Source organism: Pseudoalteromonas fenneropenaei (genome assembly GCF_042643375.1).
Taxonomy (GTDB): Bacteria; Pseudomonadota; Gammaproteobacteria; order Enterobacterales; family Alteromonadaceae; genus Pseudoalteromonas; species Pseudoalteromonas fenneropenaei.
This window is the reverse complement of the sequence record NZ_JBHRSD010000039.1, coordinates 37,513-56,104: the sequence shown is the minus strand read 5'-3', so window position 1 is coordinate 56,104 and position 18,592 is coordinate 37,513. Positions and strand designations below refer to the sequence as shown.

The window sequence follows — 18,592 nt, the reverse complement described above, 5'->3', positions numbered from 1 at the left end:
AAGAAGTACATAAAATCTATCTAGGGAAAAATTATGACAACAATTAAACAGTTTAAGCTCGGTGCTTTAAGCATTGCAGTTGCCGCAATGATGCATACACCAGCTACTTTGGCAGCGGCGACAGCACAAGCTGAAACTGCAGCAAAAATTGCCGCGCAGCCAACGCTGGGCACGCAGTTTATTATTAAGTACAAAACTGCCAGCAACGACTTTGCAACCGCGATGAGCCAAGGCCAAGCTGAAGAACACGCCAAAGTTAAAGCTAAGCAATTTGTTGACTCATTTGCGGGCAAACAAAGTAAAGCAGCCGCTAAATATGTACGCGCCATGGCACTGCAAGGCCATCACGTCGTTCAGGCAGGTAAAAAATTGTCTCCCGCTGAAGCGCAGGCCTTTATGGATGACATGATGGAGTCTGGTCAGGTTGAATACATTGAAATCGACCAAATGCTCAAGGCATTTGCTACGCCAAACGACCCGCGCTACACCGACCAATGGCATTACTATGAGCAAACAGGTGGCTTAAACCTACCAACCGCTTGGAATACCGCTACTGGTGCAGGCGTTGTGGTTGCCGTACTGGATACGGGTTACCGTCCACATACTGATCTGGCAGCTAACATTTTACCGGGTTATGACATGATCTCAGACACCTTCGTGGCGAACGATGGTGGTGGCCGTGATAGCGACGCGAAAGACCCAGGTGATGCAATTGCGAAAAACGAGTGTGGTGACGTACATGATGCACAAGACTCAAGCTGGCATGGTACTCACGTTGCAGGCACAATTGCGGCAGTAACCAACAATAACCAAGGTGTGGCTGGTGTTGCTTACAACGCAAAAGTGGTTCCGGTACGCGTACTTGGTAAATGTGGTGGTTTAACGTCTGACATCGCTGACGGTATCATTTGGGCATCTGGTGGTAGTGTGTCTGGTATTCCTGCCAACTCTAACCCTGCTGATGTTATCAACATGAGTTTAGGTGGCAGCGGCGCATGTGGTGCAACAACGCAAAGTGCGATTAACCAAGCGCGTGCAAACGGCACGGTAGTGGTTATTGCAGCGGGTAACGACAACGACAATGCCAATAACTACAACCCAGGTAACTGTAATGGCGTGATCAACGTGGCATCGGTTGGTCGTAACGGTGGCCGTGCGTACTATTCAAACTATGGTACATCCATTGACGTTGCAGCACCGGGTGGCGCGCAAAGCTTCTACAATGACCCACAAGGTATTTTATCAACGCATAACTCTGGTACTGGCAGCCCATCAAGCGACAGCTACCACTATATGCAAGGTACTTCAATGGCGGCCCCGCATGTGGCCGGTGTAGCAGCACTTATCAAACAAGTTAAACCAAGCGCAACGCCAGATGAAGTGGAGTCAATTCTCAAATCGACTACTCGTTCATTCCCAGCAACTTGTAGCAACTGTGGTACAGGTATTGTTGATGCAGCAGCGGCGGTTGCGGCAGCGAACACTGGCGGTCCAGATCCAGTGGGTAATGAGCTACAAAACGGTGTGCCGTTAACGAACCTTTCTGGTTCAGCAAGCAGCAAAACCTATTACACTTACGATGTTGCAGCCGGTGCCTCTAAAGTGACTATCACTATGAGTGGCGGCAGTGGTGATGCTGACATGTACGTCCGTGCAGGCAGCCAACCAACCACGTCAACTTATGATTGTCGCCCGTACAAAAACGGCAACAACGAAAGCTGTACGTTTGACTCACCAGCTGCGGGTACTTACCACGTAATGCTAAGTGGTTACAGCGCGTATGCAGGCATTAGTTTAGTGGCGACGACTGAAGGCGGCACAACCACACCACCAACAGGCGGCGGCGCGACTGAAACTAACCTAAGTGCGTCGGCTGGCAATTGGATCCACTACACTTTGGATGTACCAGCAGGCATGTCGTCACTCACTGTAAGCACCTCTGGTGGTAGCGGTGATTCAGATATGTATGTGAAACTTGGCTCACAACCAACTACTAGCAGCTACGATTGCCGTCCATACAAAAACGGCAATAGCGAAACTTGTACGTTCTCAAATCCAGCAGCAGGTAAGTACTACATTAGCTTGTACGCTTATGCGACCTTCTCTGGCTTAACGTTGAACGCGCAGTACAACCCATAAGCTTTGACCCAGTAAGGATAAAGTCAGTTACTGACTTTATCCTTTTTAATTCGCTGCAGAATAAATAACCCCAACTGGGGTTATTTTTTGCCTAAATCCCTAACTTACTGCTGCAAAAAAACTGCAAAGCTCAACACACCCTCAGCTTACAAACCTAAGTTTTGTCGAATGGTGTTAATTTGCTCACGTAAACGCGTTTGAATATTACTGATCTGCGCGTTAGAGCTTTCAACCTGACTCTTCATGTTAAACATCGACTCACTAAAACGTCCTAGTAACTCGCTTTGTTGCTGTGCCAAGTTGGTTGCCTCACCCGCCACTTGATTGGCATGCTCAGCACTTTTTGCAACCCCTTGGGAGTTAGTACGTAGTTCTTTAGCATGCTGGGTTTGCAGCTCGGCATCGGCAGCAAGTGCAGTGATTTCATTCGACACCCGAGTAGAGTTATCACTTAAAATTTGCAGTTGCTGATTAATATCCGACAACGAGTTTTGTGTTTGCTGGGCAAGTTTACGCACTTCATCTGCCACTACCGCAAATCCTCGGCCATGCTCACCGGCGCGCGCCGACTCAATGGCAGCATTGAGCGCCAGCAAGTTGGTTTGCTCCGCAATTGTGCGGATCATTTCAATCACTTTACCAACATCGGCAACGCCGTTAAGTAGCTCATTCAAACTCCGCTGGCCATCTTCAACACGGCGCTCAGTCGTCGAGCTGGCTTTAAGCATATCATCAGCAAAGCCCACACTGTGCTCCATTGCCGCTACGGTGGACTTAGCATTTTCGGCCACTTGACCGTTGATGGCATTGACCTGACCACCGAGATCTTTAATGTCTTCTAGCATGCCCTGCGTTTGCTCTACCTGAATCGCAGTATGCTCTGCTTGCTTACTGATATTAGTTAAGTTGCCGCTCATTTCTTGCATAAACTCGTTGACCACAGCCAACATCTGTTCACGCGCTTCACTTTCTTCTTGCTGACGCTCTAACAAACGGTTGAAGTAATTTGCAATTTCTCCCACCTCAGTTTTGCTATTGAGATTATCAATGCGTTTAAGCTCATTACTTTCAAGTAAATACGCAAAGCCACTGCGTAGTTGGCGCAGTGGGTTAAGCACTTGCGACAACTGCACCCAATACACCCCAACCGCTAACACCGCCAATAAGCCAATTGCCGCGCTGAAAAATAAAAATACGTTAAATTTCAGCATATCTTGTTCGTCACGTAGCGCCTGCTCGGCACTTAATAAAGTATTAGAAAGCTGCTTGATATCCGCACGCAAGGAGTTGATCCCTACTCGGCGCTGCTCGGTTTGGGTTAAGGTATTGGCTAAGTCACGCTCATAACGTTTTGGCCAGCTGATCAATTCCGCTTTAATCTCAAGCGCTTTGTCTTCTGCCTCACCACCAAAAAAGGCTTCGTCTTCATCTAGTGGCTTCATCACGCCAAGATTATCAAGCCGTTCAATGTCGGTGGCTAAAGTCATTAAATTGGCCAGACTACGCTGTAAGCTGTGCTTGGTATTTTCATCAGCGTGGATCACTTGGTTATAGGTATAAATGGCAAGATTGCTAATTTCTGCTGAATAATCTTTACTGGCTTTTAAGTAATCCGCTGCCAATGGATGATTTTTCGCTTCCAAAGCGTAATTCACCATTGAGGAAGCAGAGCCCGACATCTGCCGTAAAGCGTTATCTAACAGCGCCATTTCATTACCTGAAAGCTTACCAAGGGCGCGATATTTACCCTGAATATCGCCATCTAAGCTGCTGAGCTGCTGATTAAGTAAAGTGGCAAGGTGCGTTGGCAGTTTGCCGAGTGAATCTGACTGGATACGCTTGATGATCTCAGACGCTTTACTCAAGTATTGGCTATCACCAGCACTGAGGTAGTCTTCTATCGTACCGGCTAAGTCCACCAAGATTTGGTTTTTGAGCAAAGAATAAGCAGAGTCTTGCTTATCGAGAGTGGACAGTACCTGACTGCCCCAAAACAAAGTGGCTGCCAGCACCATACTCGCTATCGCGAGTAATATTGCCAATAACCGAGTAAATGATGATACACGCATACGTCACAACCCCAATATTCCATAGCTGGCGCTAGAGTATTAAGCTTTTATGACAATTTGATGTAATTCCGCTGCTTTCTTCTAACCAGAACCCAAGCTGAAGCATGTTCTGGACGTAAAACGCACCCCATTTGCGGCTAGATAATTTTAACAAAGTGCTGAAATAGCAATAGGTTACAGTTACTACCAGACTCAGGTAATGGTGCCTAAACCCGCTAAGTGAAAATGTTTCATCTAGAGGAACATTGCTCAAAAGCTCACAATAACAAGTAAAACAGTTACAGCATGGCAGCTTTGACATAGACGTCAAAGCGGTTTTTCTTGGTTTCAATTTGCATACTGGGTTTTTGTAGCGCTAAAAATGGAGCGTAATCTGGGCGCTTTACCACCACTCTTTTACTGGCGAGTGTCAGTGCAAACGGCAATAACGCATCGGCATCATCATCCCCGCCCACTAAACTTTGAAATACACGCATTTCTTTTTTAACTAAGGCGCTTTTTTCACGATGCGGAAACATCGGATCTAAATACACTACATCTGGGGTAAATTCACTTTGGCTCAGTAAATCATGGCTTGAACCAAACACCATTTGCATGTGTTGCTGCATCCATGGTCCGATTTCTACATCAAGATACGCACGCTGCAAGCCATCAAAAAGCAGCGCCGCCACTACAGGATGGCGCTCATGTAACAGTACTTCACAGCCAAGTGCTGCCAAAACAAAGGCATCGCGTCCAAGCCCAGCGGTGGCATCGAGCACTTTTGGCACCGCCCCTTTGTTCATACCTACAGCTTTGGCTATGGCTTCACCTTTCCCACCACCATATTTACGGCGATGCGCACTGGCTCCGGTAACAAAATCTACCCGCACTGCGCCAAGCTTAGGCTCATCCTGCTTAAACAGCTGTAAACCCAACTCGTCGTACACCAAACGAAACCCCTGATGGCGGCTAAACCACTCAGCAAGCTTAAATTGTTGTTCTAAGGAATCGAGATAAGGACGATTTTCTGCAAATGGGGTGTGAATAACCAAAGCGCGCTCCAACTGGCAAACTGCGCTCAGTATAACGTTAGCGAGCGCATCGCCAAAGCCACATGGTAAAGAATTGACAAAATTGTTGGCTAAAAGTCGCCGTGCGCAGTTGTGGCATCACTATGCTTTGCCACTAACTGCACAGCGGTTTAAAACAATTCGATATCAGTTTGTGCGGGAACGTCTTCTTCACCCCAAGGTTTTGCTACTTTATTGAGACTTTCAATCAGTTCATGGCGTGCATCAGTAATTTCAGTCAGTTTAAATTTGATAATCGACAGTTCGTCGTTTAAAAACGCAAAATGCTGATACAGCTTTTCTAACTCAGCTACGCGCTGCTCAGAAAGCGCTATACCAATTTCGCCTTTTAGCACGGCAAGCTCGGCTTCTAATGCGAGGAGCTTTTGCCCTTGGTGCTCACTTATGCCCATCAATTGTTCCGACAATTCCTCAAAGACAATGCCAATTTGCTCAACTTTATTAAGTGCTTCTTCACTCACTTCCATATCTTTAATTTTGGCGTTGGTGGCCTCCAAAATATGCGGAAACAAGTCTTTATAGCGGCCATACAACGTCTCATCATCAATTGGCATATTTTTGATAAGCAAAGAGACTTTTGGATAGTTGATAATGGTACGACGGCCAAAATCAACAAATCGATTACCGTCTTTATGGGTTTCCATCAGCTCTTGCTCAATAGGCTGCACCGCGCCCTCTGCGGCAAAAAACACATTACTGTTGTGATACCAAAACGCGACTGCGACCTCCAACCCAAACGGCTGAAAAAACTCAAAAAAATAACTGACTAAAGTACGCAGATCATGAGCATGATAAGACTGGCCGACAAAACGCATAATGCGCCCCATGTCGCCTGAATCTGTCATGGCAATTTCTGCAGTCAGCTGCGCGCGTTTAATGTCCTGACTCAGGCGCTTGGAGAGCTGCATATAGTTATACAACACTTTGATCCGCGCTTTTAATTCCTCGGCATTAAACGGCTTCATAATATAGTCAGAGGCACCTGCGTTATAGCCACGCATGCGCTCTTCTAAATTCACCCGTGACGACAAAAACATAATTGGAATGTCGGCAGTCTGCTGGCATTTTTTTAGCTTCTCACAGACTTCATACCCCGTCAGCCCCGGCATTTCGACATCCAGCAGGATAATATCAGGATGATACTTTAGCGCCTGACGTATACCCTCATCACCATTTTTGGCATGGATAAGTTTGCAGAATTCGGAGAGTGATTCATCAATTATGTGATGTACCAAGCGGTCGTCGTCTATCGCCAGCACCAGTTTGGACATACAGCTTTCCCTATCTATTCATTACTTTACAAAGCATAGTCAGTGATAAGAAATTTGCTAACGAAAAAGCACCGCAAGCGGTGCTTTTATCTGCAACTAGATAAAGGTGTTACCCTAAATCATGCGGCGTTTTTTTCACTGATACCACTGTGACGCAGTAGTGCATCCACCGTTGGCGCACGGCCACGGAAGCGCTCAAACAACACCATAGGTGACTCAGAGCCGCCCTTTTCTAGAATATGCTGCATAAAGTCGCGACCTGTTGCTGGGTTAAACACCCCTTCTTCTTCAAAGCGCGAGAAGGCATCGGCCGACAACACCTCAGCCCACTTATAAGAGTAATAACCTGCGCTGTAGCCCCCCGCAAAAATATGGCTAAAACCATGCTGGAAGCGGTTAAACGCCGGTGGTGTAACAACGGTCGTACGCGCACGCACCGCATCTAACACCGCCTGAATAGACTGTGGTTGAGCTGGGTTGTAATCGGCATGGAGGTGGAAATCAAACAGCGCAAACTCAAGCTGGCGACACATCATCATCGCTGATTGATAATTTTTTGCTGCCAAGAGCTTATCTAACAGCACTTTTGGCAGTGGCTCGCCCGTTTCGTAGTGACCAGAAATAAGCTGCAGTGCTTCTTCGTCATAACACCAGTTTTCTAAAAACTGGCTTGGCAGCTCTACTGCATCCCATGCTACGCCATTAATGCCCGCAACGGGTGCGGCGTCCACTTGCGTCAACATATGGTGAATACCATGACCAAACTCATGGAATAAAGTGGTGACTTCATCATGGGTGAAGAGTGCTGGTTTGCCACCCACGGCTTTATTAAAGTTACACACTAAATACGCCACTGGGTGTTGTAAACTGCCATCAGCACGGAAACGTCGGTCAATACAGCCGTCCATCCACGCGCCACCGCGTTTTTTCGCACGCGCATACAAGTCTAAATAGAACTGCCCGCGCAGCTGGTTTTGTGCATCATAGATAGAGAAAAAGCGCACATCAGGATGATAGCTATCGAAGTCCTGCTGTTCTTTTACTTGAATACCAAACAGGCGCTCCACTGTGGTAAACAAGCCTTTTAATACTCTGTCTGCTGGGAAATACGGGCGTAATTCTTCGTCCGAAATCGCATACTTAGCTTGCTTAAGTTTTTCGCCAAAATAAGTGTAATCCCACGCTTCAAGCGCACTCACACCATATTGCGCTTTAGCAAATTCACGCAGTTCTGCCACTTCTTGCTCTGCTTGTGGTTTAGAGCGGTCAGCCAAGTCATTTAAAAACGCAAATACTTGCGCTGGCGACTCGGCCATTTTGGTCGCCAATGATTTGTGCGCGTAACTCTCAAAGCCGAGCAGCTGCGCAAGCTCATGACGAAGCGCCAGTTCTTCATCCATAATCGCTGAGTTATCAAACTCACCGGCATTAGGCCCTTGGTCCGATGCGCGAGTCACAAACGCACGGTAGGTTTCTTCGCGCAGTTGGCGATTATCGGCATACATCATAATCGGCAAATAAGACGGGAAGTCTAAGGTAAACACCCAGCCTTCTAACTCTTGGCTTTGCGCAGTATGTGCTGCCAATGCCAAAGCAGATTCTGGCAAGCCAGCCAGCTCTGCTTCATCAGTAATATGTTTGTGCCAAGCATGAGTGGCATCGAGCACGTTATTGCTAAACTTTGTCGCCAGTTCCGACATACGCGTAACAATTTCGCCGTAGCGCTTTTGCGCTTGTTCATCTAACGCGATACCTGACAATTTAAAATCACGCAGCGCATTATCAATACTGGTTTGCTGGGCTAAGGTCAGTGAAGCAAATTCAGGGCTATTTTTAATCGCTTGATAAGCATTGAACAAACCTTGGTGCTGACCAACAAACGTTGAGTATTCAGAAAGCTTTGGTAAACAGGCTTCATAGGCGGCACGTAACTCATCGTTATTCATCACCGAATTTAAATGCGAAACTGGCGACCACATCCGCGACATTTGGTCGTCAGCCTCTTCCAGTGGTAATACAAAGTTATCCCAAGTAAAGTGGTCTTGTTGTAAAACTTTATCTATGGTGGCACGGCAATGGGCAATTGCGGCATCTAGCGCAGGAACAACGTGCTCAGGCTTAATTTGCGAAAAAGGGGGCAAGCCGGACAGGCCAATTAATGGGTTGCTCATAGCGTCTCGCTTCTTTATAAACAGTTAGATTAAAGTTGAAATAGGGGCACCACGCCTCAATTACAAGTTACACTGTGATTTTTTACATTGCCAGCAGGTCTATGTACTCGCTTATTTAAAGCCTATCTGCTGTTCAGTTTGAGGAAATATAATGGCTCAACATTTTGATTATATCGCCATCGGTGGCGGAAGTGGCGGTATTGCCTCAGCCAATCGTGCAGCGATGCGCGGCGCCAAAGTGGCACTTATCGAAGCAAAACACATGGGCGGCACTTGCGTAAACGTTGGCTGCGTGCCCAAAAAAGTCATGTGGCATGGTGCACAAGTGGCTGAAGCAATTAAACTTTATGCCCCAGATTATGGCTTTGATGTAGAACTAAAACATTTTGACTGGGCCAAACTCGTTGAAAGCCGCGAAGCCTACATTGGCCGTATTCACCAAGGCTACAATGGTTACTTAGCGAAAAATGGCGTGACCGTGATAAACGGCTTTGCGCGCTTTGTGGACAATAAAACCATTGAAGTAAATGGTGAGCACTACACCGCCGACCATATTTGTATTGCAGTGGGTGGCCGTCCTTCTATTCCAGATATTCCCGGTGCCGAATTTGGTATTGATTCTAACGGCTTTTTTGCCCTTGAAGCTCAACCACGCCGAGTTGCGGTAGTCGGCGCAGGTTATATTGCCGTTGAGCTGGCAGGTGTACTGCACAGCCTTGGCACCGAAACCCATTTATTTGTCCGCCAACATGCGCCGCTACGTAACTTTGACCCTATCATTGTCGACACCCTCAGCGAGATCATGGCTAAAGAAGGTGCGAAGGTTCACCCTCATTCAACACCAGAAAAGCTCAGCAAAGAAGCCGATGGCTCAGTAACCCTGCATTTAAGCAACGGCGAGTCGCACAATGTTGACCAAGTGATTTGGGCGATTGGCCGCGAGCCAGTCACTGATTTAATCAACCTGAGCGCTACCGATGTCGTAGTCACTGAACGCGGTTATATCAAAGTCGATGAGTATCAAAACACCTCAGTTGCTGGCATTTATGCGCTTGGCGACATTATGGAAGGTGGCATTGAGCTTACCCCAGTCGCGGTAAAAGCCGGCCGCATGCTCGCAGAGCGGTTATTTAACCCAGCCATGCCAAACGCCAAAATGGATTACGAGTTAGTGCCCACTGTAGTGTTTAGCCACCCGCCTATTGGCACCATTGGCCTTACTGAACCACAAGCCCGCGAGCAATTTGGCGACGACGCAGTGAAAGTCTATACTTCAACCTTTGCCGCCATGTACACCGCAGTAACGCAACACCGCCAACCTGTGCGCATGAAGTTAGTCTGCGTTGGCCCAGAAGAAAAAATCGTCGGATTGCATGGCATCGGCTTTGCTGTTGATGAAATGATCCAAGGTTTCGCCGTCGCCATGAAAATGGGCGCCACCAAAGCCGACTTTGATTCGGTCGTTGCCATCCACCCCACTGGGTCGGAAGAGTTTGTTACTATGACGGGTTAATGTAGAAAACATACTGTCACACGTTTATAAATCTGGAAAGTTAACATTTACCATCTAAGTCGAACCGGCTTAGATGGTGCAACTTTTTAGGTAAATAAATGGTTCAGTTAATAAACTCAAGTAATGTATTTAGAAACACAAAATTAAATTTTGACGAAGGGTATTACCACTGCATACCCATTGATTACAACATCGGGTCTCTGCCTACCTTTTTTTCAAGAAGTGGCCAATTTTTAATTGAGCCAAACAGCTACCTTTTCTATTTGAAGACAGTCAAAAAAGCTAAAGATCTCTGTCGGTAATCCTCACATTTTTTGCCGTAGCTAAAAGTAAAAGTTAAGCAGCCATTGACTGTGGTTTCCCTCCTTTAGCCTAATGTAGCCGCGTATGATTACAACACCTCATAGGGATGATTTAACAGAAAGGAGCTTCAATCACATCAATGCTTAAACGCTTTCGCGCGAATGGCATGGAGATCATAAATGGTAATCACATTCCTAAATTACCCACCTTAAAGCGCCTTCATCTGTGCGTGTTACGCAAACATAGTTTGTCGAATTATGCATGTTAAATGAAATGAAAATGTTTAATAATATGTTTAACTATTTATTATAAGTGAAACACAATTTAAACATAAATACATCAAACTCTCTTAATGGAAGCTTCATTATTGCGATTATCACAATTTTTATTTTATACAGTTCATGCAATTAATATGAATTTTGACAATGAGTTGTTTAGAGGAGCATAAAGAGCGGGCTATGGGGAAGCATACAAAAATATTAAACGGAATTGGTGCCGAAGATCTCATTATAAGTAGAGATGAAGATTTTAAAGCTTGTATTCTAGCTAAAAATGAGGAGCTTGCCAGTATAGTGCAAGGTGAAACAGGAACTGGCAAGGAAGAATTTGCCAAATTGATTCATCGCAAACGTGAATATTATCAAGGAGAAAAAGTTCCATTTGTGTCCGTAAACTGTGCAAATTTTAATAATGAATTATCTTTGTCTCTGTTATTTGGTCATGTAAAAGGGGCGTTTTCCGGAGCAGATAAAACCACTGAAGGTTTTATCGCAGAAGCAAATGGTGGTATTTTATTTCTTGACGAGATCCACACGCTTTCCATAGAAACGCAACAGAAATTGTTGCGAGTTCTGAATGATGGCTCATATAGCCGCCTAGGCGATACCAAAACCTTATATTCCAAATTCCAAGTGATTGCGGCCACAACGAGAGACCTAGACGCGGAAGTGGAAAACGGCTCGTTTTTATTGGATCTTAGATTTCGTTTACTCGGTATCGAAATGACCATGAAACCTCTACGAGAACGCAAAGAGGACATTCCTAAGTTTGTTGATGCCTTTTTAAACAAGAAGGGAATTACATTAAGTCCAGCACAATACACTGAGCTACTGAGTTTGTGTAAGAAATGCTATTGGCAAGGCAATATCAGGCAACTGTTTAATGTTTTAAATGCTTGGGTGGCCATGTGTGATGGTAAACTCAATGTCGCCTATTTCCCGCAATATAATAATATGTACAAGCCTTCTGTTGTTTCTAAAGCTGAAAAGGAGAGCTATAAGAAAGTAATTTCTGTACTTGAACGCGCAGTAAGCTTAGATATTTCTTTTACCGAGGCCATTGAAGAAGTTGAATGCTTTATTCTTGAAGAAGCAATGGGCTTAAACCCGAGCATTTCTGATGTATATCAAGGCTTACAGCTCAGCAGAAATAACTTTTATGTTAAGAGAAGGAAATACGGCTTAGCTTAAGCAGTATCAACTGAATTTAGATTTAAACTGAATTAGTGTGATTACCAGCCAACTTAGCCGTAATTAACCTAAAAACAAATCATCCCGTGTATTTGTCAGTGAACTCTTTTACTATTGCAAAGCGTATTAAGAGTTCATTTACTCAACTGTATTTACAATTTCTACGTCTGCACTTTATGCTACTAGGCTCTAGTAGTGCCAGGCTCGGCGTTTACCAAAAATTGCCCCTCAACTACCTAACACAACCATCAAAGCACTGTGTGCAGCCGAGTGTGAAATAATTCCAGCAGACGCACAGCATAAAAAACCTAGACTCTGCATAACAATTCCATGTTCATGCAGGCATCTAGGTTTGAAGGTTACACAACTAATTCAGGGTTACGCGACCTGAGTATGTTGCTTTTTTCGATAACTGAAATCAGTATTATTTGGGAAGTGTTTGGTCAGGCCAAAGTCTGTAATAGCTAAGATAGACAAAGTTCCAGAGCCAGTATTTTCACTGAAATGATCAATCCATCGCGGTACGTAAACCAGTTGCCCCACTTTCACATCGATATGCTCGTCACCAATGTGCACTCGACCTTGCCCTGAAACCACGTAGAACAGTGATTCATGTGCATGCTTATGACATTCATTGCGACAGCCCTCAGGAATTTCTAACAACCTTGGGTCCATCACTTCACAACCTATGTTAAAGCGGCTTACTTCGAAGCTGATCCCTTCATTTTGTTGCTGATTGCTATAAAGTTTCACACCGCTTGATTTCGCCAGCGAGCTGGTAAATACCGAGACATCATCCGTGTTCAAATAAGGTAGTTTGCCACAAATAGCTGTCACTAAAGGCTCAATCTTAGCAGTAGTGATATCTTGATAAATTGCTTTAAAGTATTCGTTTCTAAGATCTAACGCTTTGTAGATAGCCGTCTCAATTTCACCAGCATGCGCTGCAATGTCACCACCACATTGAGATAATGCGATATTCTCAATCACCGCAGCGTGATCATCATCACACTCCATGTGAATGCTCAGATAACGCAACGCTTCTGGCGCAACACCCAAATTGAGCAACCCTTCGTACCAATACTCGTAAATGTTTGCCACTACACCTTCCGTGCCCCAGCCAAGGAAAGCTGCGGCACCAATACTGTTGGTGTTTTTCAAAAAGCGTAAACACTCATCAAAATAGCTAACCGTATAAGTTTTAAAATCAGTACTGTCAGGTTCTGCAATGCCAAACACATCGTTCATCATTTTGCGCAGTAAGTTGGAATGGCGTTCTTCCATATTTTCTTCGCCAGCTTCTTCCCATAAGTTATGAGATAGCTCAGCTCGAAATTTATCGTCCTCACACTGCATCATCAATGCAGAAAGAAGGCGTGTGAAGCCACGCGAATAGTAAAAGTGTTGCGCTATGAAATAGCCATAATCCTTGAGACTGAGTTCATTTCGCGCACACGCTACCAATAGCGGGTTTTGCCAAATGGGGTGTTTTGAAACTAACTCTTCAAAGCGCTCTCCAACCCGAGTTTTTGCTACGCTAGTTACGGTTCCTTGCATGATATACTCCGAAATTATTGTTTAAATTAGATTTTTAACCAAAAAGTAGTTCGTTCAACTCTGTATCAACTTCTGACTCGTGCTGGTAACCTGACACCAGTAACGCAACCTCCGAATCTATAATTGATTTGTTTTCGATTAGTCTGAATAACGCCGCTGCTAAGCTACAGAGTGTATTAAAGTTCTGCTTAACCTGAGCCACCAGCTCTTCGTCCGAATGCGGTGTAACCAAAGCGCGCTGCGCTCGCTGACCAAAGTTGTCGCGGCGGTCCACTATGATGTCTTTTCGCAATTCTCTATCAGGGAGTTCCTTACTCCAACGCCGGAATACCTGCTGCATGGTGGTATGCAGTTTGCCCATGAGCATTAACTCATCACTCACTTGCATAGCAACTTTGCTATTAGTGAATCTGTCGTTACAGAACATCACTCCAGCACCAGACCATGCCAGCGTGCCATCCCACAACAATTTACAACTCATGGCTAAGTTGTGTGCGAAAATTCCATATTGGTTTTCCACCGTGGAGATAAGCGAGTCATATCCAGCAAAGTACATTTGCTCCGATGCTTTACACGGTTCGGTCAGATCATTACCCGCGAGATCTTCGCCGATCAATTTACAAATCAACGTATTGGCTATGGCGATAAAGTCCGTACCTGGTGAGTAAAAAGGATCGGTAAAAGAACCACTGATCCCTGTTAATGCCCAACGCTGTGGACTAAATACGGTGTCACAGCGATAGGTGAAATTACCCATCGTCTTATAATCCATGACCTCATAGCTTTGCTTTTGTAGATAATGTGCTAATTGTGGTTCATGCGCTTGTAACCACTGCTGAGTTGACTCTAAAGTGTTTAGCTGCGCAACATCGTGCAACTCTGGGTCCACCACCACACCAATACTGGTATTATTGCCTGATAGCGGAATGATCCACACCCAATAGCCTTTACCAACCAGATGATTGGTACAGAGTTGGCGTGCAACCTCAGGAACTTGGTTTAACCACTGTGAGTCGCTCGACAAAGCGTTGACTTCAACCTTGCCTACTACCCTAAACCATGCTGAATAATGGCTCTTGGTATGACGAGCTGGCAATTTTAGTGCTTTTTGCAATAGTCTTGCGCCACCGCTTGCATCCAATACCCAATGGGCATTGATGTCGTGCTGGCTTCCGTCTGGCTTGCTGTAAGTTACAATATGAGAGGCATTGCCGATTTGGATATCGGTGACGCGTGCCGAATCGATAAAATCGACCCCTTGCTCTAATAACAGCGCATGCATAAAGTTTTCAAACTTACCCCGATCAAGCTGGTAACTCTTGGATGCTGGTCGTTTGCAATTGCCAACCTCAACGCGCTGCGTGATATCCTTGTTATCGCCAGCGGGTAAGAAAAACCGTAGTCCATATTTTGGCAGCTGCTCTTGCTCAAGATGCGCCTCTAAGCCTAGTACATTACGTAGGTAGTGACCCGCGATATCCACGGTCGATTCACCTACTTTAAATTTGGCTAATGGCACTGGAAACGAATTGGACTCGATAATTTTAATTTCTAAGCTTGGGTACATCAGCTTAACTTGTCGTGCTAATGTCGACCCAGCTAACCCCCCACCTAGGATAACCACTGTATTCGTCGCTGAATTTACTGCTTGGTTCATGTAAACTATGCTCCTTTAATTATTGTTAAAATTTAACCCTTGTTGTCGCCAGTTAGCAGCGTACGCAGACCAGCTTGCATGCGAGATCCATGCTGAACTTTGCGCAGCAGAGGTTGCTGAGTGTTGTAAGTCACACTCCATTGTTAGGTGAGTAAAATACTCAAGCCACTGCGGACTATGCGGCTCGGTATAAAACGGCAACACATTCAACAGCTGAGTGGTGTGTAGTTGTACTTTGCGGTGAATAGCTGCTAGCCATTGTTGCCACGACAGCGTTTGCTCTTCTTGACAACCAAGCAGGGCGAGCACCTCGTGCAATGGTTGAGCAACTGGCGCCTGTAAATTAAACAGCTGTATTTGGTTGTCGCGACTCTGCGCACAGCACAAGATAAATTGCACCAACCAATCAACAGGTAACATATCCACCACCAGCGCTTTTCCACGCAAGGAGGACGGATAAACGCCTAGTGATGCCATAACAGCTAATAAATTATGAACAAAGTCGTTGCTGCGTCCTTTGCCTGAATGACGCTCCCCCCCTATCTCACCGATACGATAAATAAAGGTTGACGCACTAGCGCGACATGCAGTGAGGAATTGTTCCCCAAGCCATTTACTCTGCCCATATCCAGACACTATCTCCTCTCCATGATGAAATACCGCTTGTTTTGTCCAGTTACCCTGTTTTAAACGGCATACCGCAATAGATGAGAAAAAATGAAACTGGGTGGATTGTTTGCGTAGAAATGGAATGAAGTTTTTCCAAGTTTGCAGCAGATCTGACCTAAGTGCTGGGTAACTTTGAATATGGTTCACATCTGCAGCGAGGTGATAAACCGTGCTAACTTGCGTTATCAGCTGAGTATAAGCTGATAACGAAATAGCAAATTGCGGCTTGCTGATATCCGCACGGAACGCATATAAGTTGCCGTTGACCCGTTCTGCTAAGCCATACTGTGCTAAGTTGCGGATGACTCGCGCCCGCGCCTCGTCATCACTGTCAGCCCGAACGGGGCAATATACTTTATGCTCACGTAGCAGTTCTGCCAGTAAGAAAGCGCCGACAAAGCCACTTGCACCTGTTAGCAGAATGGCACTACCAGCCGCTGCTATTGTGGTCTCTGCGCTTGCAGCAGCGCTTAATAGCAGATCTAAATCGCTATGCAACTGAGACTTGCTCAATTGTATCGGCTCACCTTTGATAAGCTTTACCAAATCAAGCAGTTGCTCGAGATTGGCTAACTCAGCAACCGAGTACACTTTGCCAAACCGTTGTTCAACAATTCTCGCTAACTTCACCAAAGCGAGTGAATCGATGCCAAGTTCACTTAGCGTATAACCATGCAGCTCTGCGACGCTCAGAGGCAACTCTGTGAGCTGCGATACAATTTGGATTAGCGCCTCAGTCACATCGTTGACGTGCGGCTCCGCAGACAACGTTAACTGTTTAACCAACGTCACTTTGTCCAACTTGCCATTCGCTAATTTAGGTAATTGAGTAACTTGTTTGAAGTAAGCAGGACAATAGTGGGCCGGCAACAGCGGTCGACACTGGCGCAGCAAATCAAGGGGGGACCATTGCTCATCGACGTAGAATGCGACCAATTGGGTTTCACCGTCTGATTTAGTGCGTGCGACCAAACTGAGTTCATGACAGGGTAGCAATGAGCGCAACTGTGCCTCAACACTCACCAGATCAACACGCATCCCTCGGACTTTGACAATGTTATTTTGCCGACCCAGTGGATAGAGCAAGCCCTCTGCATCGTAAAACACCCGATCACCAGTGGCGTAGCCAAACTCACTCATAGGCAGCGCTTGCAGGGCCCCATCTGCGTCGAGATAACCGAGCGCAAGTGTCGAGCCTGCAACATGTAGCATACCAGGTTGGAATGGTAAGCAAGGCTTACCATTACTACTCATAATTTGCACGTGCGCCGCATCCGATGGCTTGCCAAGCGCCACTCGACCTTCCGTCAGTAAGTGAAAAAACAGACAATTGCATTCGGTCGAACCAAAATCATTAAAGACGTCACAACCTGAAAATGCAGCACGCAGCGCGTTCACAAGCTGTGCATCAAAGCCTTCTCCAGCAAGTGAACAAACTCGCATGGTCCGACATCGAGCTTTGATATCGTCTGAATCCAGCAACAGCTTGGCAAGTGATGGCACCAGCGCGAGTCGAGTAATGCCAAATTTTTCTATATGAGCGGCTAGTTTAATTGGCTCCGCAACCACATCGTCTTGCAAGATAACGAGTTTAGCGCCTTTTAAAATAGCACCCAGACATTCCCAAATATGTGGCCCAAAGCCTAAATTTGTCCGCTGTCCAATGACGTCTTCATGGGTTATCGGCGAAACTCGCCATTGCCAATTAAAACGCTCCAGAAAAGAACGCTCAGCATGTACCACGGCTTTCGACTTGCCTGTTGAACCAGACGTAAACAAAATCGCAAACTCATGGTCGAATCCCCTTGTTGAAGGTGAAATCACCTTCGAGGGATGTAAACTGAGTCTGCGTAGATTCAACGCTTGCGGCAAAGTACCGTAAAATGCATGCTCATCATCGTACAACACCACCTGCGCATCCACTAAACTGAGCTGTTCACGAATATAGTGCTCTGGGTGCTGTACTTCGATGGGCACATATACCGCACCGATATAGTTAATTGCCAATAACGCGATGACAGAACGGCGACTGCGTTTGAGAATTACAGCTACACGACCACCCAGTGTCGTGTTTTCAGCTAAATGCTGGGCAACACTGAGCACCTCAGTGTAGAGCTGCTGATAAGTAACGCGCCCTTCATCATCCTCTATCGCGACTCGGCTTGGAAACTGCGCCACAATCGCAATAAATTGCTGTGTAATAGTCGTAAGTTGTGATCCCGTTGTGGCACTAAAAAGGGATTGTTGTAAATTTAGCGCATAGTGAGTGCGTTCGCTGTCACTGCTCAATTCGACTTCTATCAAGCGCAACATGATTTCGACTCGGTCTTCGGAAATCACCTGAGTATCAATGTCTAACTGTATTTTATCTGGTGTGACTTGCAGCACCATAAAAACGCGAGGCTGTGCTTCGGCTACCAGCTCCCTTTCAAACAAAGTTATGGTCGCGGGGAGCTGACACCCAGCAAGGTTTACTACGTCAAGTTGTTGCACGGCTGCAGACACGCTTTCCAGCTCCGAGACATCGAATCTAAAGCGCCGATTTTCAAACGCACAGCTCAGCTCGCTATCTCCTTTAACCTTACTTACGACACAAAGCGCCGTGGCCAGCAATTGCTTGGCCTCATGAGTATCACAATGCAAAGCATATTGTGCCCAAGCTGTTGACTGTGCCTGCGAACTTGACGTATTCCCGCTCATC

At 45.9% G+C, this 18,592-nt stretch carries 10 protein-coding genes; 3 read left to right on the top strand and 7 right to left on the bottom strand.

From position 1 onward, the window contains the following. The first annotated feature begins 33 nt into the window (after positions 1-33). The gene (locus ACFOEE_RS17835) at positions 34-2,139 is read left to right on the top strand and encodes a S8 family peptidase (protein ID WP_377127533.1); all 2,106 of its coding nucleotides are present in this window, start codon (positions 34-36) and stop codon (positions 2,137-2,139) included. 146 nt (positions 2,140-2,285) lie between these two features. Here the strand turns inward: ACFOEE_RS17835 and ACFOEE_RS17830 are convergent, their stop codons facing one another. The 4 genes from ACFOEE_RS17830 to prlC form a co-directional block, all read right to left on the bottom strand. Further along, positions 2,286-4,208 (bottom strand): methyl-accepting chemotaxis protein, encoded by a 1,923-nt coding sequence (locus ACFOEE_RS17830; RefSeq protein ID WP_377127530.1) that lies wholly within the window; start codon positions 4,206-4,208, stop codon positions 2,286-2,288. A 278-nt stretch (positions 4,209-4,486) separates the two neighbouring features. Next, on the bottom strand, positions 4,487-5,242 hold the full coding sequence (locus ACFOEE_RS17825) for a class I SAM-dependent methyltransferase (RefSeq protein ID WP_377127527.1): 756 nt from the start codon (positions 5,240-5,242) through the stop codon (positions 4,487-4,489). Between the two features lie 149 nt (positions 5,243-5,391). Then, positions 5,392-6,552: a response regulator gene (locus ACFOEE_RS17820; RefSeq protein ID WP_377127524.1), complete on the bottom strand. Its 1,161-nt coding sequence runs from the start codon at positions 6,550-6,552 to the stop codon at positions 5,392-5,394. Positions 6,553-6,671: 119 nt separating this feature from the next. Next, on the bottom strand, positions 6,672-8,723 hold the full coding sequence (prlC, locus tag ACFOEE_RS17815; protein WP_377127521.1) for an oligopeptidase A: 2,052 nt from the start codon (positions 8,721-8,723) through the stop codon (positions 6,672-6,674). Between the two features lie 151 nt (positions 8,724-8,874). Between prlC and gorA the strand changes: the two genes are divergently transcribed. Beyond that, positions 8,875-10,236: a glutathione-disulfide reductase gene (gene gorA / locus ACFOEE_RS17810; protein WP_377127518.1), complete on the top strand. Its 1,362-nt coding sequence runs from the start codon at positions 8,875-8,877 to the stop codon at positions 10,234-10,236. 761 nt (positions 10,237-10,997) lie between these two features. Then, positions 10,998-12,008, top strand: a complete 1,011-nt coding sequence (locus ACFOEE_RS17805; RefSeq protein ID WP_377127515.1) for a sigma-54-dependent transcriptional regulator — start codon at positions 10,998-11,000, stop codon at positions 12,006-12,008. Between the two features lie 378 nt (positions 12,009-12,386). Here the strand turns inward: ACFOEE_RS17805 and ACFOEE_RS17800 are convergent, their stop codons facing one another. The 3 genes from ACFOEE_RS17800 to ACFOEE_RS17790 are packed head-to-tail and all read right to left on the bottom strand — an operon-like array spanning position 12,387 to position 18,591. After that, positions 12,387-13,565 (bottom strand): iron-containing redox enzyme family protein, encoded by a 1,179-nt coding sequence (locus ACFOEE_RS17800; RefSeq protein ID WP_377127512.1) that lies wholly within the window; start codon positions 13,563-13,565, stop codon positions 12,387-12,389. A 34-nt stretch (positions 13,566-13,599) separates the two neighbouring features. Beyond that, positions 13,600-15,222: an NAD(P)/FAD-dependent oxidoreductase gene (locus tag ACFOEE_RS17795; RefSeq protein WP_377127510.1), complete on the bottom strand. Its 1,623-nt coding sequence runs from the start codon at positions 15,220-15,222 to the stop codon at positions 13,600-13,602. Positions 15,223-15,237: 15 nt separating this feature from the next. Further along, entirely contained in the window at positions 15,238-18,591 is a 3,354-nt protein-coding gene (locus ACFOEE_RS17790; RefSeq protein ID WP_377127507.1) for a non-ribosomal peptide synthetase, read from the bottom strand. Position 18,592: the final 1 nt, after the last annotated feature.

What these genes read in the sequence shown, in the direction of transcription:
- gorA (WP_377127518.1), top strand. Translation starts at nt 8,875, where the DNA reads ATGGCTCAACATTTTGATTATATCGCCATCGGTGGCGGAAGTGGCGGT.
- ACFOEE_RS17805 (WP_377127515.1), top strand. Translation starts at nt 10,998, where the DNA reads ATGGGGAAGCATACAAAAATATTAAACGGAATTGGTGCCGAAGATCTC.
- ACFOEE_RS17790 (WP_377127507.1), bottom strand. Translation starts at nt 18,591, where the DNA reads ATGAGCGGGAATACGTCAAGTTCGCAGGCACAGTCAACAGCTTGGGCA.
- ACFOEE_RS17830 (WP_377127530.1), bottom strand. Translation starts at nt 4,208, where the DNA reads ATGCGTGTATCATCATTTACTCGGTTATTGGCAATATTACTCGCGATA.
- ACFOEE_RS17835 (WP_377127533.1), top strand. Translation starts at nt 34, where the DNA reads ATGACAACAATTAAACAGTTTAAGCTCGGTGCTTTAAGCATTGCAGTT.
- prlC (WP_377127521.1), bottom strand. Translation starts at nt 8,723, where the DNA reads ATGAGCAACCCATTAATTGGCCTGTCCGGCTTGCCCCCTTTTTCGCAA.
- ACFOEE_RS17795 (WP_377127510.1), bottom strand. Translation starts at nt 15,222, where the DNA reads ATGAACCAAGCAGTAAATTCAGCGACGAATACAGTGGTTATCCTAGGT.
- ACFOEE_RS17820 (WP_377127524.1), bottom strand. Translation starts at nt 6,552, where the DNA reads ATGTCCAAACTGGTGCTGGCGATAGACGACGACCGCTTGGTACATCAC.
- ACFOEE_RS17800 (WP_377127512.1), bottom strand. Translation starts at nt 13,565, where the DNA reads ATGCAAGGAACCGTAACTAGCGTAGCAAAAACTCGGGTTGGAGAGCGC.